Annotated in this window: 24 protein-coding genes and 2 pseudogenes; 21 read left to right on the top strand and 5 right to left on the bottom strand. The window is 59.3% G+C overall.

Going from position 1 to position 25,565, the window contains the following annotated elements:
- The first annotated feature begins 757 nt into the window (after window positions 1-757).
- The 5 genes from ACYZTM_RS26555 to ACYZTM_RS26575 all read left to right on the top strand — a co-directional run bounded on the left by ACYZTM_RS26555 (window position 758) and on the right by ACYZTM_RS26575 (window position 6,196).
- Window positions 758-2,761 carry an aminotransferase class I/II-fold pyridoxal phosphate-dependent enzyme gene (locus ACYZTM_RS26555; protein WP_461985500.1) on the top strand — a complete coding sequence of 668 codons (2,004 nt, stop codon included), beginning with the start codon at window positions 758-760 and terminating at the stop codon, window positions 2,759-2,761.
- Window positions 2,762-2,789: 28 nt separating this feature from the next.
- On the top strand, window positions 2,790-3,584 hold the full coding sequence (locus ACYZTM_RS26560) for a transporter substrate-binding domain-containing protein (RefSeq protein ID WP_131063410.1): 795 nt from the start codon (window positions 2,790-2,792) through the stop codon (window positions 3,582-3,584).
- 187 nt (window positions 3,585-3,771) lie between these two features.
- Entirely contained in the window at window positions 3,772-4,485 is a 714-nt protein-coding gene (locus ACYZTM_RS26565) for an ABC transporter permease (RefSeq protein WP_461985502.1), read from the top strand.
- Window positions 4,486-4,490: 5 nt separating this feature from the next.
- On the top strand, window positions 4,491-5,189 hold the full coding sequence (locus tag ACYZTM_RS26570; RefSeq protein ID WP_461989222.1) for an ABC transporter permease: 699 nt from the start codon (window positions 4,491-4,493) through the stop codon (window positions 5,187-5,189).
- Entirely contained in the window at window positions 5,189-6,196 is a 1,008-nt protein-coding gene (locus ACYZTM_RS26575) for a DMT family transporter (RefSeq protein ID WP_461985504.1), read from the top strand. The genes ACYZTM_RS26570 and ACYZTM_RS26575 overlap by 1 nt, the downstream gene beginning before the upstream one ends.
- Here ACYZTM_RS26575 and ACYZTM_RS26580 read toward each other — a convergent pair.
- A pseudogene (locus ACYZTM_RS26580) lies at window positions 6,152-6,637 on the bottom strand (TetR/AcrR family transcriptional regulator); the annotation flags it as partial. The gene ACYZTM_RS26575 and the pseudogene ACYZTM_RS26580 sit on opposite strands and share 45 nt — an antisense overlap.
- Window positions 6,638-6,810: 173 nt before the next feature.
- On the opposite strand from ACYZTM_RS26580, the gene ACYZTM_RS26585 reads away from it, so the two are divergent.
- On the top strand, window positions 6,811-7,827 hold the full coding sequence (locus ACYZTM_RS26585; protein WP_461985506.1) for a M14 family metallopeptidase: 1,017 nt from the start codon (window positions 6,811-6,813) through the stop codon (window positions 7,825-7,827).
- Between the two features lie 50 nt (window positions 7,828-7,877).
- Here the strand turns inward: ACYZTM_RS26585 and ACYZTM_RS26590 are convergent, their stop codons facing one another.
- Window positions 7,878-8,033: a hypothetical protein gene (locus tag ACYZTM_RS26590; RefSeq protein WP_461985508.1), complete on the bottom strand. Its 156-nt coding sequence runs from the start codon at window positions 8,031-8,033 to the stop codon at window positions 7,878-7,880.
- Between the two features lie 169 nt (window positions 8,034-8,202).
- Between ACYZTM_RS26590 and ACYZTM_RS26595 the strand changes: the two genes are divergently transcribed.
- The 7 genes and pseudogenes from ACYZTM_RS26595 to ACYZTM_RS26625 all read left to right on the top strand — a co-directional run bounded on the left by ACYZTM_RS26595 (window position 8,203) and on the right by ACYZTM_RS26625 (window position 14,592).
- Entirely contained in the window at window positions 8,203-8,784 is a 582-nt protein-coding gene (locus tag ACYZTM_RS26595; RefSeq protein WP_461985510.1) for a TetR/AcrR family transcriptional regulator, read from the top strand.
- A gap of 482 nt (window positions 8,785-9,266) precedes the next feature.
- Complete coding sequence (gene ltrA / locus ACYZTM_RS26600) at window positions 9,267-10,682, top strand: group II intron reverse transcriptase/maturase (RefSeq protein ID WP_461985512.1); 1,416 nt, start codon at window positions 9,267-9,269, stop codon at window positions 10,680-10,682.
- A 167-nt stretch (window positions 10,683-10,849) separates the two neighbouring features.
- Window positions 10,850-12,076 (top strand): MFS transporter, encoded by a 1,227-nt coding sequence (locus tag ACYZTM_RS26605; RefSeq protein WP_461985514.1) that lies wholly within the window; start codon window positions 10,850-10,852, stop codon window positions 12,074-12,076.
- Window positions 12,077-12,140: 64 nt separating this feature from the next.
- The gene (locus tag ACYZTM_RS26610) at window positions 12,141-12,521 is read left to right on the top strand and encodes a RidA family protein (protein WP_461985516.1); all 381 of its coding nucleotides are present in this window, start codon (window positions 12,141-12,143) and stop codon (window positions 12,519-12,521) included.
- 184 nt (window positions 12,522-12,705) lie between these two features.
- Window positions 12,706-12,977 (top strand): annotated as a pseudogene (locus ACYZTM_RS26615) (GntT/GntP/DsdX family permease); the annotation flags it as partial.
- 33 nt (window positions 12,978-13,010) lie between these two features.
- Window positions 13,011-13,130 carry a GntT/GntP/DsdX family permease gene (locus ACYZTM_RS26620; RefSeq protein WP_461989224.1) on the top strand — a complete coding sequence of 40 codons (120 nt, stop codon included), beginning with the start codon at window positions 13,011-13,013 and terminating at the stop codon, window positions 13,128-13,130.
- Between the two features lie 139 nt (window positions 13,131-13,269).
- Entirely contained in the window at window positions 13,270-14,592 is a 1,323-nt protein-coding gene (locus tag ACYZTM_RS26625) for an OprD family porin (RefSeq protein WP_461985518.1), read from the top strand.
- Between the two features lie 829 nt (window positions 14,593-15,421).
- On the opposite strand, the gene ltrA (ACYZTM_RS26630) is transcribed toward ACYZTM_RS26625, so the two are convergent.
- On the bottom strand, window positions 15,422-16,789 hold the full coding sequence (ltrA, locus tag ACYZTM_RS26630; RefSeq protein WP_131063531.1) for a group II intron reverse transcriptase/maturase: 1,368 nt from the start codon (window positions 16,787-16,789) through the stop codon (window positions 15,422-15,424).
- Window positions 16,790-17,390: 601 nt separating this feature from the next.
- Between ltrA (ACYZTM_RS26630) and ACYZTM_RS26635 the strand changes: the two genes are divergently transcribed.
- The 4 genes from ACYZTM_RS26635 (at window position 17,391) to ACYZTM_RS26650 (ending at window position 20,849) form a co-directional block, all read left to right on the top strand.
- Entirely contained in the window at window positions 17,391-18,029 is a 639-nt protein-coding gene (locus tag ACYZTM_RS26635) for a hypothetical protein (protein ID WP_461985520.1), read from the top strand.
- The gene (locus tag ACYZTM_RS26640) at window positions 18,029-18,460 is read left to right on the top strand and encodes a phage holin family protein (protein WP_131063066.1); all 432 of its coding nucleotides are present in this window, start codon (window positions 18,029-18,031) and stop codon (window positions 18,458-18,460) included. Before ACYZTM_RS26635 ends, ACYZTM_RS26640 begins: the two co-directional genes overlap by 1 nt.
- Window positions 18,457-19,278 (top strand): DUF3618 domain-containing protein, encoded by an 822-nt coding sequence (locus ACYZTM_RS26645; protein ID WP_461985523.1) that lies wholly within the window; start codon window positions 18,457-18,459, stop codon window positions 19,276-19,278. The genes ACYZTM_RS26640 and ACYZTM_RS26645 overlap by 4 nt, the downstream gene beginning before the upstream one ends.
- Before the next feature lie 320 nt (window positions 19,279-19,598).
- Entirely contained in the window at window positions 19,599-20,849 is a 1,251-nt protein-coding gene (locus ACYZTM_RS26650; protein ID WP_461985525.1) for a carboxylate-amine ligase, read from the top strand.
- On the opposite strand, the gene ACYZTM_RS26655 is transcribed toward ACYZTM_RS26650, so the two are convergent.
- Window positions 20,753-22,459, bottom strand: coding sequence for an amidase (locus ACYZTM_RS26655; RefSeq protein ID WP_461985527.1), 1,707 nt, complete (start codon window positions 22,457-22,459; stop codon window positions 20,753-20,755). The two genes, ACYZTM_RS26650 and ACYZTM_RS26655, sit on opposite strands and share 97 nt — an antisense overlap.
- Window positions 22,460-22,586: 127 nt before the next feature.
- On the bottom strand, window positions 22,587-23,021 hold the full coding sequence (locus ACYZTM_RS26660) for a LysR substrate-binding domain-containing protein (RefSeq protein ID WP_461985529.1): 435 nt from the start codon (window positions 23,019-23,021) through the stop codon (window positions 22,587-22,589).
- Here ACYZTM_RS26660 and ACYZTM_RS26665 point away from each other — a divergent pair.
- From ACYZTM_RS26665 to ACYZTM_RS26680, 4 genes are all read left to right on the top strand, one after another.
- Window positions 23,015-23,341: an NAD(P)/FAD-dependent oxidoreductase gene (locus ACYZTM_RS26665; protein ID WP_218568860.1), complete on the top strand. Its 327-nt coding sequence runs from the start codon at window positions 23,015-23,017 to the stop codon at window positions 23,339-23,341. The two genes, ACYZTM_RS26660 and ACYZTM_RS26665, sit on opposite strands and share 7 nt — an antisense overlap.
- Window positions 23,342-23,394: 53 nt before the next feature.
- Window positions 23,395-23,946 carry an NAD(P)/FAD-dependent oxidoreductase gene (locus tag ACYZTM_RS26670; RefSeq protein WP_461985532.1) on the top strand — a complete coding sequence of 184 codons (552 nt, stop codon included), beginning with the start codon at window positions 23,395-23,397 and terminating at the stop codon, window positions 23,944-23,946.
- Window positions 23,947-23,961: 15 nt separating this feature from the next.
- The gene (locus ACYZTM_RS26675; protein WP_461985534.1) at window positions 23,962-24,759 is read left to right on the top strand and encodes a transporter substrate-binding domain-containing protein; all 798 of its coding nucleotides are present in this window, start codon (window positions 23,962-23,964) and stop codon (window positions 24,757-24,759) included.
- A 410-nt stretch (window positions 24,760-25,169) separates the two neighbouring features.
- Window positions 25,170-25,562 (top strand): GFA family protein, encoded by a 393-nt coding sequence (locus ACYZTM_RS26680; protein ID WP_131063061.1) that lies wholly within the window; start codon window positions 25,170-25,172, stop codon window positions 25,560-25,562.
- Window positions 25,563-25,565 lie beyond the last annotated feature (3 nt).

The raw sequence follows: 25,565 nt of genomic DNA on the forward strand, positions 1-25,565 counted from the left end.
GGCGTTGTTGGGGGATGGTTTGTTAAAGATGTGGTGAGTGAGTGTGTTTGCTTAAGTGCTTTCGTGTTGAGCATATTAGAGGAGTTAAATTAGTTCGAATTTTTTTTATGATGAATTGGAATGAAGGCGCCATTTTTCAGTGGAGTCGGTTGTTGTTATTTGGTTAGGATAAATAAACGACTGATATGGATGGATTTATACCGAGTAAAAGAGCTTGGGTATCTGCATTTAAAGCAATTATGAGAGCGCGTATTTTCAGATTTAGAGTGGGAATTGTTAAATTCTTCGGTGCCTGGTTTTCCAGTGTCTTACTTGCGTTACAAATGAGTGTGCCAAACTTGAAACACTGGAATCATTTTTGTAACAGATAATGCGGAATGCCAACAGTGAAAATAATAAATTATGGGTGGTAGGGGAGGTTGATTTCTTGAAGTTGAGTGGGCTGTCGATTACCGAGTCTATATTTTTTCGACAACGGCCGGATTGTTGAACGCTGCAGTTATCAACTTGGAATGAAGAACCAAAGCTGTTCGGTCACGACAATCGTGGGCAGCCGGGCAGCTGGCAAAGTTCTCCGAACTCACGGCCGATCCAGGACCTGGAAACGGCATGACTGTCGTAAAAACGACCTGTTTACGCTGAACGCGAACCCTGGTCATTTTTCTGTTGAACGAGTGTTCAGCTTCGACTATGTTCGTTCCACCTCCCCGGCTGGTTGCGCGGGCTTGCGTTTCTTCTTTTCGAACGAGGCACTGGCATGCGGTTTTCACCCTTTGTTGAGCGGATTTCAGGCGACGGCGTTGCTGCCTGGGATATTCACAATGCGGCATTTGAAGCCCAGCGCCGTGGTGAGGATGTGATCATTCTCAGCGTCGGCGACCCGGATTTCCCCACCCCCGATTTCATCACCGATGCTGCGATTCATGCGCTGCGTGAGGGAGACACTCACTACACCGAGATCGCCGGGCGCCAGGCTTTGCGCGAAGCCATCGCCGTTCGGTACAGCCAGCTGTTCGACCGTGAGGTGACAGCACCAAACGTCATCATCTCGGCGGGGGCGCAGAACGCGCTGTTCATCACCTCGATGTGCCTGCTCAATACCGGCGACGAAGTGATTGCCCTGGACCCGATGTACGTGACTTACGAGGCGACGCTCAAGGCTTCCGGCGCCACGTTGGTTCGCGTGCCGTGCTCGGCGGATTCAGGTTTCCGGCTCGATGCCGCCGTGCTGGCCAAGGCCATCACCCCGCGCACCCGGGCGATGTTCTTCTCCAATCCAAATAACCCCACCGGCGTCGTGCTCAACCGCGAAGAGCTGCAAGCCATCGCCGACCTCGCCATCCAGCATGACTTGTGGGTCGTGGTGGACGAGGTCTATGAGAGCCTGACCTTCGAACGCGAGCACCTCAGCCTGGCGGCGTTGCCGGGCATGGCCGAGCGCTGCGTGGTGATCGGCAGTCTGTCGAAATCCCATGCCATGACCGGCTGGCGCACTGGCTGGATCGTCGCCGATGAAGCCCTCGTGGCCCACGCCGAAACCCTGGTGTTGAGCATGCTTTACGGCTTGCCGGGTTTTGTCATGGAGGCGGCGCTCAAAGCGGTGCAAGCCCATGAGGACGTGACCCACGGCATGCGCGATATTTATCGTCGGCGTCGCGATCTGGTGGTGAGCAGCCTGTCGGATTGCCCGGGGATTGCAGTGCTCAACCCCGATGCCGGCATGTTCGTATTGATGGACGTGCGCGAAACCGGCCTGACCTCTCTGGAATTCGCCTGGCGTCTGCTGCGCGAGGCGCGTGTATCGGTGCTGGATGCGGCGGCTTTCGGCGAGCCAGCCCAAGGTTTTGTGCGGCTCTCGTTCACGTTGGGTGAAGAGCGACTGGCCCAGGCCTGCCAGCGTATTCGCGACTTTGTCCTGGTATTGAAAGGCGAAGCGCCGCGGCCGGTGATCTGTCGTGTCACCTGTGAAGCGGTGGTTGAACCGGTGGCGACCAAGACCATGATCGAGGTCGATGGCCTGCACAAACGCTTTGGCAATATCGAGGTCCTCAAAGGCGTTTCCCTGACGGCCCGCGAAGGCGATGTGATCTCGCTGATCGGTGCCAGCGGCTCCGGCAAAAGTACCTTGCTGCGCTGCATCAACATGCTCGAAGTGCCGGACCAGGGGCGCATCCTGGTGGATGGCGAGAGCATTCACCTGAACTTCGATCGTCCCGGCGCGCCGTTGGTGTCCGACGCCAAGCAACTGGTACGGATCCGTTCGAGCCTGGGCATGGTGTTCCAGAACTTCAACCTCTGGCCCCACCGCACGGTGCTGGAAAACCTCATCGAAGCGCCGACCCAGGTCCTGCGTGAAAGCCGTGCGGAGGCCACTGAACGGGCCGAAGCCTTGCTTGAACGTGTCGGGCTTGCGGCCAAGCGCAACGAGTACCCGGCGTTTCTCTCCGGGGGACAGCAACAACGGGTGGCCATCGCCCGGGCCCTGGCCATGCGGCCCAAGGTCATGCTGTTCGATGAACCCACCTCGGCACTCGACCCGGAACTGGTCGGCGAAGTGCTGCGGGTGATCCGCTCCCTCGCGGAAGAAGGCCGGACCATGATCCTGGTGACTCATGAAATGGCTTTTGCCCGCGATGTCTCTTCCAAAGTCGCCTATCTGCACCAAGGGCTGATCGAGGAAGCCGGTACGCCGGACGAAGTATTCGTACACCCACGCAGCGAGCGTTGCCGACAATTCGTCAACGCTCATCAGACTCGCTAATAACATCATAAAAAGACGGGGCAAAATCATGGGAAATCGACGTTTGGCAAACTGGTTTACGGGCGTGGCCTGCGTGTTGCTGGCCGGAATGAGCGCGGCCCAAGCTCAATCTCAGCCGCAGCCGATCAGGTTCGCGGTCGCGGCCGAACCTTATCCGCCGTACACCGAGAAGCAGGCCAACGGTGAGTGGAAAGGCTTTGAAGTGGACCTGATCCACAAGCTGTGCAGCGAAATGAAAGCCGAGTGCGAGATCAAGGAAGTGGCGTGGGACGGGATCATTCCGTCGCTGCTGTCGAAGAAGATCGACGTGATTTTCTCCTCCATGTCGGTGACCGAAGAACGCGAAAAACAGATCGCCTTCAGCAAGGCCTATTACGATTCGGTGATCGCCCTTGTCGGGCCGAAGGGCACTTCGGTGAAAAAATATCCGGATGACCTCAAGGGCAAGATCATCGGTGTGCAGAACTCGACGGTAAGCGCCAGCTACCTGAAGCAGTACTACGAAAAAATCGCCGACGTGAAGTATTACGACACCCAGGACTCGGCCAACGCCGACCTGATTGCCGGTCGCATCGACCTGATGATGGCTGACGGCACAGCGATGGCGGCCTTTGTGCAGACGCCGGATGCCAGCAACCTGGAATACCTTGGCGCCGTGCCGTATGACCCGATCTTCGGCAAAGGCGTGGGCGCCGGTCTACGCAAGGATGACGCCGATCTCAAGGCCAGACTCGACAAGGCCATCACCTCCTTGCTGGCCGGCAAAGACTATGACGACCTGTCGCAACACTACTTCGGTACCAGCGTGAAACCCGCCTTTTGACGGCCATGCGCTGACGAACTCCATGGAATGAAATTTTCCTGTGGAAACACCAATCCTTGTAGGAGCGAGGCTTGCCCGCGAAGCTTTTAGCGACTTCGAGGGCCCCTTCGCGGGCAAGTCGGGTCGCCGCATCGCTCGCTCCTACAAGAAAGCGGTGGTGCACCAAGGCCACCGATTGGAGACTGAAATGCCTGCCATGTTCGAATTGATCAACTTCAGCGAAACAGGTTGGGGCGGTGCGCTGTTGAAGGGTCTTTGGATGACCCTGCAAATATCGGCCGGGGCCTTTGTGGTCGGGCTGCTCATCGGTCTGGTGGTGGCCTGCCTGAAACTCGGCGCACCAAAGCCTATCGCGGCGCTGATGCGCGGTTACACGACCTTGTTCCGCGCGATTCCGGAGTTGCTGCTGATCCTGTTGCTGTACTACGTCGGCTCCATGCTCCTCAATTCGCTGATGACCCAGATGGGCTACGGCGTCATGAATGTCAGCGGTCCGCTGGCCGCCATCGTGGTGCTGGGACTGGTGCAGGGCGCCTACGCCTCGGAGATTTTCCGGGCGGCGATCCAGGCGATTCCCTTCGGCCAGATCGAAGCGGCGAAAGCATTCGGCCTGAGCGGTTTCGGCCTGTTCCGGCGCGTCACGTTGCCGATCATGGCGCCTTATGCGATGGCCGGGATGGCCAACTTGTGGATCAACCTGATCAAGGACAGCGCCTTGATCAGCGTGGTCGGCACCAACGAGCTGCTGTACACCGCCAAGCAAGGGGCGGGTTCGACGCGTCATTACTTGTTGTTCTACCTCACGGCCGCAGCGATGTATTACGCGGTGACGTTGGTGTCCAACTACCTGTCTGGACGGCTCGAGCGGCGTATTCGTCGCTGGATGCCTTTGGCTGAGTGAATGAAATGATTCCAGCGTGGATAGTTGAATACGGGGCGCTGTTGGGCCGGGGGCTGCAAACGACCATCACCATCCTGTTGATTTCCAGCGTGTTCGGTTTCGCGTTGGCGGTGCTGGTGGCGCTGGCGCGGATCTCGAAAAACAAGGTGATCGCCAAGGCCAGTGTGTTCTACACCAGCGTGTTGCGCGGTACGCCGTTGCTGATCCAGATCTACATTTTCTACTACGGGCTCGGCAGCCTGTTTGCGCAATTCCCGGTGATACGCGGCAGTTTTCTCTGGCCGTATTTGCGCGACGGATACTGGTACATCGTGTTCGCCCTGGTGTTGTCGGTAGGCGCGTATGTCGGCGAAGTGATTCGCGGCGGTCTATTGGCGGTACCCAAAGGTGAGATGGAAGCGGCCTCAGCGTTTGGCATGACACCGCGTCAATCGCTGCTGCGGGTACGCTTGCCTCGAGCGCTGCGGTTGCTGTTGCCAACACTGGCCGGGGAGACCGTGATGTTGCTCAAATCCACAGCCCTGGCCTCGACGATTGCAATTGTCGATCTGCTGGGCGCCGCCAACGTGGTGCGGGCGCAAACCCTGCAAGTCTACGAGCCGCTGTTGCTGGTGGCCGGGGTCTATGTCTGCCTGACGTTCCTGATCGAGGCGCTGTTTGCCTTTGCCGAACGGCGCGGGACGCCCGTGCGCAGGTCGGTGTAATGAGTACGTCAGGGGGCGTCGACCGGTCGCTGCAGGGCATTGGCCTGTGCACGTTGGGGTACGCGTTCCTGGCGTTGCAGGACGCTGTCATCAAGTGGTTGGTGGCCGATTATTCGGTGGTCACCATTCTGTTCTGGCGCTGCCTGGTGGTGGTCGTTGCCTGTCTGTTGGCGGGGCGCCTGCGCCTGGTCCAGCGGGCTTGGCGCTCGCCGAGCCGACGCTTGCTGGTGATACGCGGTTTGTTGTCGATTGTCGCCTGGCTGCTGTACTACACGGCCGCCCGGGACCTGACGCTAGCGGAAATGACCACCCTGTATTTTTCCGCGCCGATCATGGTCACGGTGCTGGCGGCGGTGATTCTCAAGGAGCGGGCCAGCGGTTGGCAGTGGTTTTCCCTGATCATCGGCTTTGTCGGGGTAATCATCGCCTGCCGCCCGAGCAACATCGCCGATCCGTGGCCGATTGTGCTGACACTGCTGGCGGCGATGTGCTGGGCATTCACTTACATTCAATTGCGCCAGGTGGATGACCAGACCTCAGTGCTGGAGCAGATGCTGATCACCAACGTGGTGTTTGTGCTGTGCATGACGGTCGCGTTGCCCTGGACGCACACCCCGGCACCCACCCCGGCCTGGCTGGGCATGCTGGTTGCCGGTCTGGTGGGCGGTATCGGCCAGTTCCTGCTGTTCGCCAGTTTCCGGCGGGCCACCGCCACTTTGCTGGCGCCGTTCGAATACACCGGGCTGATCTGGGCGTTCCTGCTGTCGAGTCTGATCTGGGGCACGTTGATGGATGTGTCGCTGATGATCGGTGCCGGGCTGATCGCGGTCAGCGGCACCCTGGCGATGATCTTCGGTCGTCACCCATCACAAGACGTCGTCGGCGCTGAATGCTCCGTGACGCAACCCCTTTATCCAGCAACGACAGATATGGAGGCCGTTGGCGGGGCTGAAGGTTTCGGGGTTGAGGCACCACTCGATCCAGAGTCCGTCGAGCATCGCCGATAAACCGATGGCGGCCAGGCGCGTGTCGTGGATCACGAAACCTTCGCTGGTGGCCATGTCATCAAGCAGTTGGCGCAGCAGGTCGAGGTAGGCGCGGTAGCTTTTTTCGTGGGACAGGCTGACGTGTTCGGAGTGACGAATCAGGCTCCAGAACACCACCCAGACACTCAGCAATTGCGGGTCCATGACCCTTGGCGAAAAAGAGCCTTTGAGAAACGCGTCCATCTTTTCCGCCGGGGTGCCGACCTGCTGGATCTCGTGGAGCAGGGCGGTGGTCAGTTCGTTCGCGATCTTCTGGTACGTGTCGGCGATCAACGCATCGATGCTGCCGAAATGGTGATTGAGCAGGCCGACGGACACGCCGGCTTCGGTGGCGATACGGCGCACGGAAATGCCCGCATGACCGTCACGCACCAGGCAACGCACAGTGGCGGCAACCAGCATTTCGCGGCGCTCATCGGGTTCTGCGCGACGGTTCTTTGGAGAAGGGGTTGTCACAAGGGGATCCTTGGGTGCGGTGCCTGGTTGGCGAGCTTAGTTGAACATGCGTTCAATCTCCAGTGCCGGCCGCCGCGATGCACCGGTTTTTAACGTTTATGACGGGGGAGGACAAGCAGATGGCGCAGGATATTTCGTTCAGTGTTCGCAACAATAACGGCGACGCGGTGCCGGTCGGCGCGTGGCGTTTCGAGGGCGACGGCAGCGGACCGAAGGTGCATTTGCAGGCCGGCGTGCATGCCGATGAAATTGCCGGGATGCTGGTGCTGCACCTGTTGATGCAGCGGCTTCAAGTCGTTGAGGCCGAAGGCCGGCTCAAGGGCCGTGTGACGGTGGTGCCGCAAGCCAATCCCCTGGGCATCGGGCAGTTTCGCCAAGGGCGGATTCTCGGTCGTTTTCACGATGCCACCGGGCATAACTTCAACCGCTCGTTCGACCAGTCCGCCGCGATGGAGCGACCTTCGACCAACGTCCAGGAATGGCAAAAAAAACTGGTGCAACTGGCGGCCACGGCGGATGTGATGCTCGATCTGCACACCGATGACGAGGCCTTGCCGTACCTCTACGTGCACCGCCGTTTCTGGCCCCGAGGTCGTGAACTCGCGGCAGCGATGAAGATGGATGTGGCGATCATCTGGGATGACGGCGGCGACGGCTCGTTCGAAGAAACCATCATCGCGCCATGGTTGCGCGATGGCGTCACCGACCAGCGCATGGCCGCGACCCTGGAGTTGCGCGGGCAGGGCGATGTCAGCGATCGGTTTGCCGAGCAGGATGCCGCGGGGCTGTACGCCTGGCTGTGCAGTTGCGGGGTCATCGACGATGCGTTGTCACCCGGTGACTGGCCCGTCGAGGTGATGGAAATGGGCCAGATGGAGACCCTCCTCGCCCCGCAACCCGGGGTGCTGATCTTTGAAAAGGAACTGGGCGATTTTGTGGAAGAAGGGCAGCGTTTTGCCCGGATTCTGCGGCGCCCCGGTGATCCGTCTTCCGAAGTGGTGCTGGTGGCCGAGCAAGCGGGGCGGATGGTTACACGCTATAGGGACCGGCTGGTGTCGCAGGGCATGGTCGTGGCGAAATTCACTGGAAGCCGTGTTTCACGCAATTGGAGCGGCGGGTTGTTAGACCCGAACTAGGAACAAAGCATTGGCCACGCCGCTGGACACCAGCGGTCGTGGCCTTCACGCTAGTTCCCGTCTGCCACTTTGCGTTCTATCTCGTCTATTTTTCGTTGGAGCGCCTCTGCTTCCTCCTCTTCGGGAAGCGTTGCTGGATCGACCTCTTCGGCGTTCCTGTCCTTCCGATCCCTTTCGGTGTCCTTGACACTGTCATCGCTGTTCATCGTGCTTACCTCCATTGACCTACACATTGGACGTTAGCGATATGGATTGAGTTCGAGATTTTTTCCCGGTGACTCAGGCTCCTGATCAGCCAGCGCTTCAAGCGATCCTTGACGAGTGTAAAAGAAGTCAGTAGTTTTCTGGAATGATCATTCCAGTAAGGATTGCCCGATGCGCCCCAAGGAGTTTGAGCATGACGAGATAGTCGAAGCAGCCATGCAGGTTTTTTGGCAACTCGGCTATTGCGCCACCTCGATACAACATCTGGTTGACGGTACCAAGCTGTCTCGAAGCAGCCTGTATAACGCGTTTGAGAGCAAGCATGGATTGTACGAACATGCACTGCGCCGGTATCACGATCTGACTGCTGCGAACGTAGTACTGCTCCAAGAGTCCGGTTCGGTCAAAGGACTGATCCAGCAGCTGCTGATGAGAATCGTGAATGATGAACTTGGCGATGCCGGACAACGGGGTTGCCTTGTTGCCAATGCCTCCCTGGAATTGGCCGGGCAGGATGAAGCCATCGCCGAGTTGGTCTCCGGCAACTTTCTGCGTCTGGAGAAAGCGCTGGAGCGTGCGCTCATCCGTGGTCAGGCAGAGGACGAAATCGCCATGCACAAGAACCCTCGCGCACTTGCACGCTTTTTCGTGAACACGATCCAGGGCCTTCGCGTATTGAGTAAAGGCAGCGCCAGCCAGAACCGTCGGCAACGCTTGCTGGATGTGGTCGATGTAGCGATGGACGCGTTGTAATCCAGGACGGCTGTTGTAATGCGCAAGTGGAAGTCTGCGAGACGCAGGCTTTTTTTGGTGCGCCAGGCATGGCGCGTTGCGCGAAGCGCAACCAGCTTGGCTGTGGTGGCCACGCTGGTGACTTGGAGGTGAAAGTCCTCTACACACCCGGCAAGGGGAAGTGTTAGCCAGAGGCAAGGGTGTCGCGGGTGACTGCGAATCTGAAGGAAGCCCGAGGCAAAATGCTGGCCTGACGAACAGGAAGCGGATTAGGCGGTGCAGCGGGGTAAGGTAGCCAAAATTGCCAAAGCCCAATACTTGCACGCAACGCTGTGACGTAGATCCGACAGGCATAAGCAGGAAGGTCGCGCGAATTACCCTGGGAGATCTGCACGTTTGCCTGAGTGCTACCGAGCGCCGCGAGGCGACGGGATGAACGCGCAGAAGTCAGCCGAGGCCGTAGTAAGTGACGAGTAACTCCGTCACCAAGGGCCGAACAGGTTATGCCGCCAGTAGGCGTCAGAGTCTCGTTGAATACCGAAATGCAGAAATTTCTCCCAGAGAAGACTGTCACTCCGAGTCCCGGACAGAATCCGAGGATGACGGCTGACAGCGCAGAGGTATCGGCGGCATCTGTGACGTGGACGAACGCGGAGCCGGACACGCTGATGGCGCGGGTGCTCGCACCGGCCAACCTCAAGCGTGCGTATCAACGCGTGGTCAGCAACAAGGGCGCACCGGGTGCCGATGGCATGACGGTCGACGACTTGGCGGGCTACGTGAAACAGTATTGGCCGATCCTCAAGGCTCGGTTGCTGGCCGGCGAGTATCATCCGCAAGGTGTACGCGCCGTCGACATTCCCAAGCCCCAAGGTGGAACACGACAGCTGGGCATTCCCTGCGTCGTGGATCGCCTGATCCAGCAGGCTTTGCTGCAACAGCTCACGCCAATCTTCGACCCTCTGTTCTCGGACTACAGCTACGGTTTTCGTCCGAATAGAAGCGCTCATCAAGCCATCGAAACAGCCCGAGCCCATGTGGCGGCGGGCCACCGCTGGTGTGTGGCGCTCGATCTGGAGAAGTTCTTTGATCGAGTCAACCACGATGTCCTGATGGCTCACGTGGCGCGTCAAGTCGAAGATAAGCGGGTGCTCGCGCTGATCCGTCGTTATCTCGAAGCGGGAACGATGTCAGGTGGTCTTGTCAGTCGACGACAGGAAGGGGCGCCGCAAGGCGGCCCACTCTCGCCGTTGCTGTCGAATATCCTGCTCAACGAACTCGATCGCGAATTGGAACGGCGGGGCCATCGTTTCGTGCGCTATGCCGATGATGCGAACATTTATGTACGCAGCCGTCGTGCTGGCGAACGAGTGATGAACAGCGTCGAATGCTTCCTGAGCCAGCGTCTGAAACTGACGCTGAATCGGGAAAAGAGCCGCGTGGCGCGACCGTGGGCCTGTGATTATCTGGGTTATGGGATGAGCTGGCATCAACAGCCAAGGCTAAAAGTGGCGAGGATGAGTCTGGGGCGTCTACGCGACCGACTCAGAGACCTGCTGCGCGGAGCGCGGGGCTGCAAGATGGCGAGCGTCATCGAGCGGATAAACCCCGTACTGCGCGGATGGGCTGGCTACTTCAAGCTCAGTCAGAGCAAGGGGCCCCTCGAGGAACTGGACGGCTGGGTGCGTCGAAAACTTCGCTGCATCCTCTGGCGCCAATGGAAGCAGTCCTCAACGAGGGCGCGTAACCTGATGGGCTTGGGGATCAACGAAGGACGTGCTCGTAGATCAGCGTCCAATGGGCAGGGCCCATGGTGGAACTCGGGAGCGTCACATATGAATCAGGCGCTGCCGAAGAAACTGTGGGATCGACTCGGTTTGGTCTCGATACTGGATACGATAAACGGCTTAATCGCATAACCTGAACCGCCGTATACGGAACCGTACGTACGGTGGTGTGAGAGGACGGCGGATGTAAATCCGCCTCCTACTCGATTCCGGTTTTGGAATGACCATTCCATAAGGCGCATTCATCTCAGCCAGCCCATCAGGAATACAGGACTGTATTTTTTATCAGGGATACTACGATGACCACCCACCGCGACAATGGATCGATAACAACGAGCTTTGAAGAAACGTCTTCTGCGCAAAGGCTGCCTGTGTGGAGGCTATTGGCATTCACGATGACTGGCTTCATCACCATCATGACGGAAACCATGCCCGCCGGCCTGTTGCCTTTGATCGCGCAGGGGCTTGGCGTCACGCAGGCCATGGCGGGTCAACTGGTCACACTCTATGCCTTGGGCTCGGTGCTGGCAGCGATCCCGGTTGTTGCGGCTACGCGAAAATGGCGCAGGAGGCCGTTGTTTCTGTTGGCGATTGGCGGGCTGCTGGTCTTTAACACCGTGACGGCGCTGTCCTCCCACTACCTATTGACCCTGGTCGCGCGGTTCATCGCCGGAATGGCGGCGGGCGTGATATGGGGTCTGTTGGCGGGTTATGCACGACGCATGGTGCCTCATGATTTGCAGGGAAGGGCTCTCGCGGTGGTGGGCATCGGTCAACCCGTTGCGTTGTGCCTCGGTGTGCCGCTAGGCACTTGGCTGGGTACTCTGTTTGATTGGCGTGGCGTGTTCTGGATCATGTCGGTTCTCGCTTTACTGCTGTTCGTGTGGGTGCGTTTTGGGGTGCCCGACTACGCGGGACAAACTGAACGTCAGCGTCAGCCGATCCGCAGAATACTGATGACCCCGGGTCTGTGTTCGATTCTGTTGGTGATTTTCGTTTGGATACTTGCGCACAACATCCTTTACACCTACATCGCGCCATTTCTGGTTTCCGTCGGGCTTGGCCAGCGGATCGACCTTGTGCTTCTGCTCTTCGGCATCACCTCCATCCTTGGCATCGTGGTTACGGGAATGTGGGTGGATCGGGGTTTACGTGTACTGACGCTGCTGAGTCTGGCAGGCTTTGCGATCGCCGCGCTGGTGTTGGGACTGGCAGGCCGTTCTCCCGATTTTGTACTTCTGAGCGTTGCAATCTGGGGGCTGACGTTTGGTGGCGCTCCCACGCTACTACAGACGGCCATCGCCGATACTGCGGGTGACGGTGCCGATGTCGCACAGTCGATGCTGGTAACTATTTTCAACCTGGCAGTGGCCGGAGGTGGCGTTGCGGGTGGCTTGTTGCTGGAACATGCGGGGCCTGGTTCTTTTCCTCCGACATTGCTGGTATTGGCGCTACTCGGTCTGTCCCTGGTCTGGTTAGCCAGCGCCCATGGCTTCAAGCCAGGACATCGAGCAATCTTGCAATAGGCATGGTCAACAGGCTGTAAACTGGCCGCACTAAAGGCATTACCACCTCAAGCAAGAGATCCTTATGGCAAACCACGACATCACCTTCACCCCCGATCCCGACGCGGATTCCATCTCATCCGACGTCGCCGGTTTCGGCGGCCTGCTGGTCTCCACGCAGATTCCTACCCATGCCGACGGCAGCCTGGAGCTGGGCGACATCACCCTGCAGAGCGAGTGCACGCTGCAGGCGCTGAAGGTCGCGCTGGAGCGCGCCGGCAGTTCCATGGATCGGGTTCTGCACCTGACCATCTACCTCACCGACATGGCCGACCGCGCCGCGTTCAACGAGGTCTACAAGCGCTTTTTCGCCAAGCCGTGGCCGGTTCGCGCCGCCGTAGGCGTGGCCGCGCTGGCGGTCGAAGGCATGCGCGTGGAAGTCACCGCGATGGCAGCCAAAGCCTGACGTTTCGGGTCAGGTGTGATGAAAATCCGCCTGACCCAGTTTCAAAAACAACGACTGCTCATGCCTCTGTGCGACAAGCCTTATCCTTCTACGAAAATTAGTTTCGCCTCGTTTGAAAATCACGCCTCGAAATGTTTTATGAGTTTCACAATCCATTCGACGTGACCCTTTCGAGGAGTACCGCATGACCCTGTCCTTCGGCTATTGGCTGCTGGTGTATGCCGCCATCGCCATCATTGCGCTGATCGTTCTGATCGCCCGTTACCGACTCAATCCGTTCATTGTGATCACCCTGGTCTCCATCGGCTTGGCGCTGCTCGCTGGCATGCCGCCGTCCGGTGTGGTCGGCGCGTACGAGACTGGCGTCGGAAAACCCTGGGGCACATTGCGCTGGTGGTGGCGCTGGGCACGATGCTCGGCAAGATGATGGCCGAGTCCGGCGGGGCCGGGTCGGTTATCTTTTCCCACGTCAACGACGGCGGCTTCTGGTTGATCAAGGAATACTTCAACATGACCGTTGCCCAGACCTTCAAGACCTGGACCGTGCTCGAGACCATCATTTCGGTGGTCGCTTTCGCGCTGACCGTGGGTCTTTCTTACCTGATCTGACCCGAACATCCCGATCGCTTTCCTCAAGGCTCATGGTCCCCCATGGAGTGCGTGATTGTGCGCGCCGCTGTTGGGTGCCAGGGGCGGATAGCGGTCGCTAAACACTCAAAAAAAACAAAAAATCACCCAGGAGCGCCGTATGTTAACGCGAGCAATTCCCACCGCATTCTTGTTGGCAGGCTCCCTGTGCGCACAGGCAGCCGACTCTGCCGCCCACGGTTTTCTCGAAGACAGCAAAGCCAGCCTCTCGATGCGCACCTTGTATTTCAACAGCGACAACCGCGACGGCGCCGCCGAACCCTCGAAAACCGAGGAGGCTGCGCAGGGTTTTGTATTGCGCTACGAGTCCGGGTTTACCCAAGGCACGGTAGGTTTCGGGATCGATGCCCAGGCGCTGCTCGGCGTTACGCTGGACAGCGGCACCGGGCGCCATAATGGCAGCGGCATGATCCCGACCGATGGCGACGGCGCGGCGGACGCCTGGAGCAGTTTCGGTCCGACGGCGAAGATGCGCATTTCAAAAACCGAATTTCGCTACGGCACGCTGCTGCCGAAATTGCCGATCCTGATCTCGAACGATGCCCGGGTGTTGCCGCAATCGTTCATGGGCGCGCAGGTCACTTCGAACGACATTGATGGCCTGATGCTGACCAGTGGTGTGCTTGACCACGCGGTCGGGCGTGCCTCGACTGACCGTACCGGCTTGTCGGTGGCGGGCAGCACCCGGGACAGCAACAAGTTCTACTTCGCCGGGGGTGACTACAACGTCACCAAGGACCTGAAGGCGCAGTATTACTTTGCGCAGATGGAAGATTTCTACAACCAGAACTTCTTCGGCCTCACGCATGTCTTGCCAATCGACGGTAAAAGCTCCTTCACCACGGATCTGCGTTACTTCCGCACAACGTCGACGGGTGCCAACAGTTCGGCTGCGGGCAGGGCGCAAGGTTATCGGGTGTCGGGTTACACCGAGGACAATAACGGTGAAATCGACAACAACACTTGGGTGGCGATGGTTACCTATGCCAACAGTGGTCATGCGGTTTCGCTGGGGCATCAGCGGGTGGGTGATGGGAGCAACTTTGTTCAGCCGAACCAAGGCAGCCTGATTGATAAAGGGGCGGGTGGTGGCAGTGTTTACTTGCCTACGGACCGTATGATTCAGAGCTTTGCCCGGGCGGGGGAGGAGACCAATTTTGTTCAGTACAGCTATGATTTCGCGCCGCTAGGTGTGCCGGGGTTGAAGGCTACGATCTTTTATCTGAAGGGTACGGGGATCAAGGCGCAGAACGTGGGGGTTCAGTCTGAGTGGGAGCGTGATATGACGCTTGATTACGTGCTGCAATCGGGGTCGCTGAAGGGGCTTGGTTTCAGTTTGCGCAATGGCAAGTCGAACACTGATGCTGGGTGGAATGTGGATCAGAGTCGGTTCATCATTAACTACACGCTTTCGCTGTTGTAATTTTTCCAGGGAGGTTGGGGGCATATCCGTTTTTGCGGTCACGGCTTCTATCGGTTCCGCCCTTACGGCGGGTCACTTGGAAGAGCGCCAAGTAACCAAACGCTTTCGCCCCTGACGTACGGTGCCTCGCTGTGGCTCGGCATGCCCTCGCTCCGGTCCTGCTCCGTGGGCCCGCTGCCATCGGCCATCCATGGCCGGGGGCGGCTACCGCGGCATCCATGCCGGGTTGCCCACTGCGCAGAACCTCCGCTCGGCCTCCCGACGAGGTAGATCAAGATCAAAAGCAAAAGTGAGGCGGCCTACCGGCCGGCCTGTCCTTAGATAGTGCGCCACTTCGGCGTCGGCCTACACCAATCCCGTGCCCGGCAAATATCCAGAATGTAGGAGCGAGCCTGCTCGCGAAAGCGGATTGGCATCCACCATTGATATCGACTGACAGGGCCCCTTCGCGAGCAGGCTCGCTCCTACAATGGACCTGCGTACGGCTTTCGCTCTTCACCACTCATTAGGCCGAGCGTTAGCTCGCCTGCAGCTTTTGATCTTGACGCACCGCCCCTCGAGAGGCCGAGTGGAGGTTCTGCGCAGTGGGCAACCCGGCATGGATGCCGGGTTAGCCGCCCCCGGCCATGGATGGCCGATGGCAGCGGGCCCACGGAGCAGGACCGGAGCGAGGGCATGCCGAGCCACAGCGAGGCACCGAGCGTCAGGGGCAAGAGCCCTTTGGTTACTTTGGGGCTTTTCCAATCGGCATAGGAGGCGGCCATCTGGCCGCGCCCCTGCCACACCACCCGGCATGCGGGTCCGCACCGGGCGGTTCGAGAAGTTGAGGTCAGCAGAGTCGAGGCAGACCCAGCCGGTCGAACCACGCCACCGTAAGCACTCCATGGATCAGACCGACACTGTTGTGCCAGAACCTGTGGCTGTTGCCGGCTATTGCCGCTGCCAAATCAGGGTTTGCTCCAAGTTTGCGCAGTTCACGGTACGTTCTCCTTCCGGTTTTCCATTGTTTGAGCTGGATGGCCCTGAGTCGTCGACGTATCCATTCATCGAACCGGTGCCAGAGGCGAGGGGTTTGCGATAAACCGAAGTACGCTTTCCAACCCAGTAGGTACAGTCTCAGACCTTCCACCACTTGCGACATGCTTCGGCCTCCATTACGAGACGTCAGCTGTCGGATGCGGCTTTTGAACGTCTGCAGCGCTTTGCTTGCCACCCAGCGTTTGACCTCGCCTTGAGCTGACAGCCAAAAGCCGTAGCCCAGAAACTTGCGGCCAAACGCACTGGCAATCGCGCTCTTGCTCTCGTTCACTTGCAGCCTAAGTCGGTCATAAAGGCGACGGAGCACTGCCATTACCCGCTGACCGGCCTTGAGGCTGTGTACGTAAACGTTCGCATCGTCCGCGTACCTGACGAAGCAGTGGCCTCGTCGCTCCAACTCCTTGTCCACCTCGTCCAGCAATACATTGGCCAGCAATGGTGAAAGAGGGCCGCCTTGCGGCGTCCCTCGTTCACTGGCTACCACTACGCCGTCGATCAACGTCCCGCTGTTCAGATAGGCCCGGACCAGACGCAGAACCCCTCGGTCGGTTACCTTCCTGCTCAGTCGAGCGATCAAAAGGTCATGGTCAACGCGATCGAAGAACTGCTCCAGATCGACGTCCACCACAATGTCCCGTCCCAAGTGAATGTATCGCTGCGCCGCCAGTACCGCTTGGTGAGCGCTGCGACCGGGACGAAAACCATAGCTATGATCACTGAATCCCGGGTCCAACAGAGGCTGCAAAACCTGCAACAACGCCTGCTGGATCAGTCTGTCCGTCACCGTCGGAATGCCCAGCTTGCGCTCGCCTCCCTCTGGTTTGGGAATCAGAACTCTACGCACCGGGCTTGGCCGGTACGTTCCCGCCAACAACTGCGCCCGTATGACGGGCCAAGCCGTTTTCAGATGCTCGACCGTCTCATCGATCCCAAGACCGTCAACGCCCGCAGCACCTTTATTTGACCGGACTCGCTTGAGCGCCAGCTGCAGGTTTTCTCTGGTCAGGGCTTCTTGCAGAAGCCCTGACCCCGTGTGGCTCGGGTCATGGCGCGGACAGCCGGCTTCATCGCTGGACGCTTCGCGCCGGGTTTCACCCGTCGCAGCTCCGTCCCGCCCCGATTTCCCGGGCATCTGATGCAAGGCCTGTTGTATCGCCATGGTGAACCTCACTCCTTCTCGTTCGGCCCTTCGCTGCGACGCAGCTACTACGGCCTCTGCTGACTTCTCGCTCCGACTTGCGCCGTCGCCCTTTCAGGCATGAGGCGAGATCTCCCCAGGTAAGAACGCCATCCTTCACCGCACAACCGCCGCATTTACGTCCCCGGCACTTTGGCCACAAGAGCTTCGCAGTCACTTGGCTGCTCGCCCTGACCGGTGACGCCTCAGATGCGGTTCGTGTACCTCGGCTCGCGGTTTACGTTCCACGCTTCCTTCCCACACTCGGTCGCCCTCATGCAGTTGCGCTTCGCTTCATTCGCTGTGGCCAGCTCAAGAGAGGACTTTCACCTCTAGGATGGCGCCCATGCTGGGCGCACAAGTGACCCGCCGTAAGGGCGGAACCAATAGCCGCCGTTACCGCAGAAACGGATATGTCCCCCACCTCGAAGTCGGCAGCCCCCAGCCCAGCCGACGAACTGAACGCATCACTCATCATTTCGTTGGAACTCCCCATCACCCCCTTCGTCATCTGCAATGAGGGAGGCTGCACTCACTGCGAACTCCCGGAACGCTTGATTACAGACAGAAGGCGAGGGATGACATGAATACTTCAGACAGCACGACCGGGAGTCAGCCAGATAAGCCCAATTCCGCAGAGCCGGAGCCAGGCTTTGAACACTTGAAGGAGGACGTGACAGAAGCACTTGAGGGCGCGCGACAACAGGCAGACGCACAATTCGGCCAATACCGCGACACCGCAGCCGATCAGATCGAGGCCTTGGCCAAGGGAGCGAAATCAGTCGTCTCCGAACTCGAAAGCAAGGACACGCTCGGCATGTCCGATTACTTGGCAGACATGGCGGACTCCATGAGTGGCCTCGCCGGTAATCTGCGCGGAAAAAGCGCCGAACAGCTGCTCCATGACGGGGCCGAGTTGGCCCGCAGCAATCCGGGGCTGTTCATTGCCGGCAGCATTGCGCTGGGCTTCGGCCTGTCGCGGTTCCTGAAAGCCGGCAGTTCCCCAGCAGCAACATTCCCCGATGCCGACAACCCGGCAGCCGGTCACTCCATGCCACCGTCCGGCGGTTTTGGTGCACATCGGCCCTATGAAACCTCCGTTGCATCACGCAACGATCCAAGCCCTGGCATTACGCCGGCCTCACCGAATGAGCAAGACCACCCTTCGAACTTCGCGACGACCTCGACACCGGGTTCGATAAACTTCAATGGAGCACTGTGATGAACAGAGAAGAACCAGATTTTCCGGGCTCAAGACCCGTGTCTGCGCCTGATCATGACGCTTCCGTCGTCGGGCTGTTACGCCAGTTATCCCGTGAAGTGCCCGCGCTATTCACCAAGGAACTGGCGTTGGCCAAAGCCGAGCTTCAAGCCAGTCTCACGACGCTCAAAGCAGGGATTGCCGGTGTCGCCGGGGGTGCAATTGTGCTGTTGGCGGGGCTCATCATTCTGTTGATGTCCGCGGTCTACGGCCTCAGCACCATGATGGCGCCGTGGCTGGCAGCGCTGATTGTCGGCGTGGTGGTGATGATCGTCGGGTTCGCCATGCTGCAGTCCGGGAAAAAACAATTCGAGCCGTCCAACTTCAAGCCTGATCGCACACTGGATGCTTTGAACAAAGACCAGGAAGCGCTGCGGAGGAAAGTCTCATGAACAGTGAATTCGACACCGAGGCGGCAAAAAGCCCTGAAACCATCGAGCGTGAAATCGATGCCCAGCGGGCGAGTATCGGCAACATTGTCGATGCGCTGGAAAGCAAGTTCACCCCTGGCCAGATGTTCGATCAGGCGCTGTCGCTTATGCAGAGCAACGGCACGACATTCCTGACCAACCTGGGCACCAGCGTTCGCAATAATCCGGTTCCAGCTGTCCTGACATCCGTCGGATTGCTGTGGTTGATGATGAGCCAGAATCGCCCACCGTCACCCCGTCCAGCCTATCGCGTGGGCCCGGATCAGAACACCGTTGGAGAGTGGGCCGATGGCTTGGCTGACGGCATCGACAGTGCCCGCGACCATTTGCACCAAACGGCTGACACGCTCAAGGACGGTTATCAGAACGTCAAAGGCAAGGCTGCACACCTGGGCGATAACCTGGGTGCTGCCACCGACAACATCAGCCATGCCGTGCATGACGTCAGTGACCGATTGGTGCGCAATACACAGCTGCTGGGCAATCAGTTCAGTCAGTTGTTGAAGGAACAACCGCTGATGGTCGCCGCAGCGGGCATCGCGTTAGGCGCCATGTTGGGCGCGGCATTGCCTTCGACAGCGACCGAGCAACGCTACATGGGCAAAACCAGCGCAGGCCTTGCCGACAAGGTCAAGCAGCAGGCAAGGGAAGGATTCGATGCCGTGCGCGACACCGTGACCAAAACCACCGATCACTCGGACGTAGAGACGAAACCGGAAGGTGAGTACCGCGCAGCCTCCGATACGCCAGCCGATGTGTCCCGAGGTTTGGGTACATAAAGGGCGGCGTGAAAGGCGGGAGGTCTGGCACACACTTCCCGCTTTTCTACCGATTGCCGAGGTCCGTTTAGCAACCGTCAGCCGCGACGCATTCTTTGTAGCAGTTGGCGAAGCCTGCGTTCGGCTGCGAAGCAGTCGTAAAATCAGACTATGCGGTGTATCAGGATACCCGCGCGACCAGGATTAACGACTGCTGCGCAGCCGAACGCAGGCTTCGCCAGCGGCTACAAAACGGCGTTAGCGCAGAAATTGCTTAACTGAGCGGCATCAGCCCTTGCGGGTATCACAAGACTGCAGTGCGCAAGCCGAGAAGAGCATCGATGGACAGACACCTGAAGTTTGGCATTGAAGAGGAATACTTCATCACGGACCTGGACACCCGGCGCATGTCCGAGAAGCCTCCCGACGCGTCCATCGAAGCATGCCAGGTGGTGTTGGGCGATTGCTTCGCGCACGAGATGTTCCGGGGGCAAATCGAAGTCGCTTCCCCCATCTTCACCAGCGTCGAGCAAGCAACGGAATACCTGTTTTCTGCCCGCACAAGGTTGCGGCAAACGCTCGAAGGGTACGGCTTGGGACTGCTCAGTGCCGGGAGTCATCCGTTGGCGGATTGGCGTCTGCAGCAGGCCACGGACCAACCTCACTTTCTTCAACTGTTCGAAGACTACCAGCGCGTAGCAAGGCGCAGCCTGCTGTCCGGCCTGCACGTGCATGTTGAAGTGCCAGGGCATCTGGATCGTATTCGGGTGATGAACGAAGTCTTGCCGTGGATGCCGTTGTTGTTGGCACTCAGCACTTCGTCACCCTTTTGGGACGGCGCCGACAGCGGCTTTATGAGCTATCGGCAGACGGCGTGTGATGAGTGGCCGCGGATGGGTATTCCGGAGTTCTTCGAAGATCAAGACGCCTATGACGCCTACGTCGCCTTGCTGATCCGCACCGGCACGATCAAGCAGGCGGGCGATTGCTGGTGGGGTTTACGCCCGGCCGCGAAGTACCCGACGTTGGAGATGCGGATGACGGACGCCTGTCCACGACTGGATGACGTATTGTGCATTGCCTCATTGTTTCGATTACTGGTTGCCCATGCCATTGATCAGCCCCGTCCGGGATCGAGCTATTCGCAAGCGTCGCAATGGATCCTCAAGGAAAATCGGTGGCGGGCGAAACGATCCGGCATCCATGCAGCCTTCATCATTGAAGGTTACGACCGGCCGTTCTCTGCCGGGCAATGGCTGTTCAGGGCGCAACAGATCCTTGGAGATACCGCGCAGAAGATGGGCGTGGAGAACGTGTTTGCTCAAGCCCGCCGGATTCTCCGGGATGGGACCAGTGCAGATCGGCAGCGGAGCGCCTATGCGCGAGCCTTGCGTGGTGGGAAGGATGTGCAAAGCGCTCTGTCGGACGTGGTGGGGCAGTTGCTGATGGAAACGTCGCAAGCGCCGTGCATCAGTGAAGTGGCGCTCGCAGTTTTTCAGCCCTGCAACGGCGGGGTCCGAGGCGGAACCAATCGCTTGGAGCCAACCGACTCAAACGCCGAAGCAAAGCGCAGCAGCGCTGAATCGTCATAGGCACGCCCGGCAAATGTCAGCCCGACTGGCATGCCGATATCCGCCATGACGCCCATCGGGACCGTGACCGTCGGAACACCGAGGTGACGAATGGCGAGGTTGCCGTTGGCGACCCACACCCCGTTACTCCACGCGATGTCCGCCGACTGCAGATCGACATCGGCATTCGCCGGCCCGACGTCGGCCACTGTCGGGAACAGCACCGCATCAAGGTTCAGCCGATCCATCCAGTCTTCAAGGTCGATTCGACGGGTCTCTTCCAGTCCGCGCAAGCCGTCAGGCACCGTGACGATCCGGTCCCACGGCGTGATGCCGCGCTCGGCCATCTTCACGTATTCATCCATGCCGGCGGCAAGGTCGTCTTCGCGATTGGGCAGGGTGCCCGGGTCGTGGGGGAAAATCAGCGGCCCGTCGACGTCGGCCAGACGGTTCAGTTTCGGATCACCGTTGGCCCGCAGGAAATCATCGAACGCCCAGGCCGACAGGTCCCACAACTCATGGTGCAGGAACTCCTTGGACACCAGGCCGCGGGTGAACACGGTCGGCGCGCCAGGACGATCACCTTCGCAATTGGAGACCAGCGGGAATTCAACTTCGACCACTTCGGCGCCCGCAGCTTCAAGTGCCTTGCGCGCGTCCTCCCAGAGGCTGATCACGCTAGGGCGGGTGTTGATTTTCTGCCCCGTCGGGCCACCGATGCCCGGCGCATCGCTGCTGCCCGCTTCGGGGTCCGCGTTGATGTACATGCGCGGAACGCCGAAGCGTTTTCCAGCAAGCACATCGGACTTTACGGCCAACTCGGCATAGGACGCAGGGCGCACCGAAGCGACACTCGGAATCGGCACCCAGGGTTGCATCCGCCACAGATCACCCCGTGTGTCGGGATCATTTGCCACCACCACATCGAGCACTTCGAGCAGGTCCGCCATGGTTCTGGCGTACGGCACGACCACGTCCATCGTCGGCGTCAGCGGCCAGTTGCCGCGCACCGAGATCACGCCGCGTGAAGGCGTATAAGCGCACAAGCCATTGTTCGAGGCCGGGCCGCGTCCGCTCGACCAGGTTTCTTCGGCAAGGCCGAATGCGGCGAAACTGGCAGCAGTTGCAGTCCCGGCGCCGTTCGAGGAACCCGAGGCAAAAGGGGCTGTCAGGTAGTCAGCGTTGTACGGGCTCTCGGCACGGCCATAGACCCCGCGCTGCATGCCGCCATTGGCCATCGGCGGCATATTGGTCTTGCCCAGGCAGATCGCCCCGGCGGCACGCAGCCGTTCGATGGTGAACGCATCGCGATAGGCAATCAGGTTCTTGAAGGCCGGACTTCCGGACGCCGCCGTGAGGCCCTTCACCAGATAACTGTCCTTGGCCGTGTAAGGAATGCCATCCAGCGGACCGAGCGTTTCGCCCTTGGCCCGACGGGCATCGGACGCCTGCGCTTCCGTGAACGCCTCGGGGTTGCGAACCACCACGGCGTTGAGCGCGGTCGGCGTGTCGGGGCCGTCGTAGGCGTCGATCCTGGCAAGATAGGCCTGGACCAGCTCAACCGCAGTGGTCTGGCCAGACTCCAGCGCCGCACGCAGTTGGGCGATGGAAACTTCGGTGACTTCGATCATGCTGTTGTCTCAAAATGGGTGTTCATATCGGTTTCTCGTTGCACGGCAATACGCGACAGGGTCTGGACTTGTAGCCTGGGCGTCTATTTAGCACTAAGGCGGGCGCAGAAGGAAACGGTGAAACGGTTTAGGCACTGTTTCGGGGGTGGCCGGGCACTTCCTGTTCCAGCCAGTCGAGGAACTCGGAGAAGCCGCTTGAGCGCTTCACCCGCTTTGGATAGACCAGCGTGTAACGTCCACCCGTGATGATGCGGCCAGCATGCACACGGGTCAGTTGCCCGGTGAGCAATTCATCGCGTGTGAGCACGGCGTCGACGAGCGCGATGCCCTGACCACATTTCACGGCGACGATGGCGGACTCCAGCGTGTCGAACGTCAGATGCGCGTTATCGGCCCCGGTCGAGCCCGGGTAGTACTCTTCCCAGCGGCGCCAGTCCAGGCGATCCATGCTCGAGTCCACCAGCCGCCCGGTCTTGAGCACCTCTTCCGGGGTCGTCCCGGCCAGCAATGCCGGCGAGCACACCGGAATCAATTCCTCTTCCCACCGAACACCAGTTGTCACTCGACAAAAAAGTCGTGGACGAAGCCAAGTATTATGGATTGCGCGCTGACCTCCTGGACCCTCAGGAGGTTCGGGAACTCGTGCCTTTCGCGGGCGATAACGTGTTGGCGGGCTACTACTATCATTTCGGCGGCCACGCCAATCCGCACCGCACCCTGCAGGCCTACGCATGGGCGCTGCAAAATCTCGGCGGCCGCGTTCTCGAACACACGCCTGTCGTCGCCATTGAACGCCAAGGCGACCACGTGACGGGCGTGCGCACGGCACAAGGCTTGATCGCCTGCGATCACCTGGTTTGCCGCCGGCCCGCATACCGGTGAATGGCCAAGCCCAACTTGGCGTAGAGATTCCGTTGGTCACCGCTCGAGCCGAGATGATCGTGACCGAGCCGCTGCCGTTATTGGAGGTGGGTGGTGTTGATGGCAACGGGCTGTATGGCCGGCAAACCCTGCGCGGCAACCTGGCGTATGGGGGTGGCCCGCACGAATGGGTCGAGCTCGCCGATCTGCGCGGCACACGTCCGCAGTCGACACCCCTGCAATGCAATATCGCCAAGCGGCTGGCCGAACTGTTCCCCAAAATCGCGCACAAACGGGTGATTCGCAGTTGGGCAGGGTTTATCGAAAACACCCCGGATGGTCGTCCCGTTATCGATCGTCCTGCGGCGCTGGATAACGTCACCGTCGCGACGATGTCCGGTGTCGGGTTCGAGCTCTCGCCGGCGAGCGGTCACGCCATTCGCGATCTGGTTGTCGACGGTGAGTGCAGTTTCGCCGACCTGTCCACGTTCTCGCTCTCTCGTTTTTGCGGCCCTCGAGTCGGACTGGCAAGCGATCCAGGGATGGCTGCCGTTGCCTATACCCGGGGCTTAGAAAGGCATTTTTGTACTGATGTTGAATCGTTCTGTTCGCAACCATCCTCCTGAAAAAAAGGATCGACCATGAAACGAATATTCCGAAATCTGGTTTTACTGGCCTCAATCGGCATGACGTTGAGTTCCTTCACAGCTCCGGCCAGCGCAGCAGACGACAAGCTGCGTTTCGGTGTGGCCGCCGAGCCGTATCCGCCGTTTCTGGTCAAGACACCCACCGGGCAATACACCGGTTTTGAACCCGACCTTATCCGGGCCCTTTGCGAGCAGATGAAAGGCGAGTGCGAGATCAAGGAAGTGGCCTGGGACGGCATCATTCCGGCACTGCTCGCCAACAAATTTGACGTGCTGTTCAACTCAATGGGCATCAGCCCGGAACGGCAGAAAGTCATCGCTTTCTCGCGTCCTTACTATGAGACGACAGGGATTTTCGTCGCCGCGAAAGACGTCAACCTGACGCTGACACCGGAAGGCCTGGCCGGTAAATCCATCGGTGTGCAGGGTTCGACCACCAACGCCGAGTTCATCCGCACCGCTTACGGTAAGGCATCGGACATCCGTATCTGCACCACGCAGGACGATTGCAACGCCGATTTGCTGGCAGGTCGTATCGACGTCATGTTTCTCGACAAGCTCGGCGACATCGATTTCCTGAAGTCCCAGGACGGGTTGGCGTACGAGGAGAAGGGCACCGGCAGCGTCAAGATGGACCCATTGCTCTATGGCCTGGGTATCGGGGCGCGCCTGCGCAAGAGTGACACCGCACTCAAAGAGCGAATCGATGTGGCGCTTACGCAGTTGCATGACTCGGGCAAGTACACGCAAATTTCGCAGAAGTACTTTCCGGTGGATCTCTGGTCTCACTGAAATTCAGCAGCGGGGAGCGCTTAACAATGTCTGGTTTCATCTAGCATCCGGCCGCTGCATCTGCCAATGCAGCGACCACCTGTTTCTCGATGTCCTTCTCATCCATCCCGCGACCGAAATGCTTGAGGTAGCGGCCCTGGCTGTCGAGCAGAAAAAGAGGGTCGAGTGGTCCATCATGTACTGGTCCGGTTTGAACTCGGGATTCTGGCGCAGCGGTGAGGACGCAGGCTCAGCAGAATGCTGTGTCGCACAACCGGTCAACGCCAGTGTCGGCAGGTATTTCCAACCCGCTGGTCGAGAGGCTGCGCCTCACTCGGCAAGACCGGCCGCAGAGGCTGATGGATCCTTCAAGGACGCCCGACGGCGCTCCTTGTAAACACTTCGACCGTTTGATTCAGAGGAGACGCAACATGGACCGATTCACCGGCGGCTGCCTGTGCGGCAATGTTCGAATCGAGGCGTCAGGACGGCCATACCGGGTCGGCCTTTGTCACTGTCTCGACTGCCGCAAGCATCACGGGGCTCTTTTCAATGCCAGCGCGATATTCCCTCAGGAGGCGGTGAAGATCGAGGGCGAAACCCGCGACTACGCCGGGCGGCATTTTTGTCCCCGTTGCGGCTCGTCCGTTTTCGCACGCACCGCCGACGAAATCGAAGTGAACCTGGGATCCCTGGATGCCCCTGATCAACTGATGCCAACCTACGAAAGCTGGATCGTGCGTCGCGAGTCCTGGTTGCCGGTGTTTGCGCTCATCAGACACTACCCGCACGATCGTGAGTGCACGGGGCGTTCTGAGGAGTAACCA

It is taken from the genome of Pseudomonas sp. MDT2-39-1, from assembly GCF_054898085.1.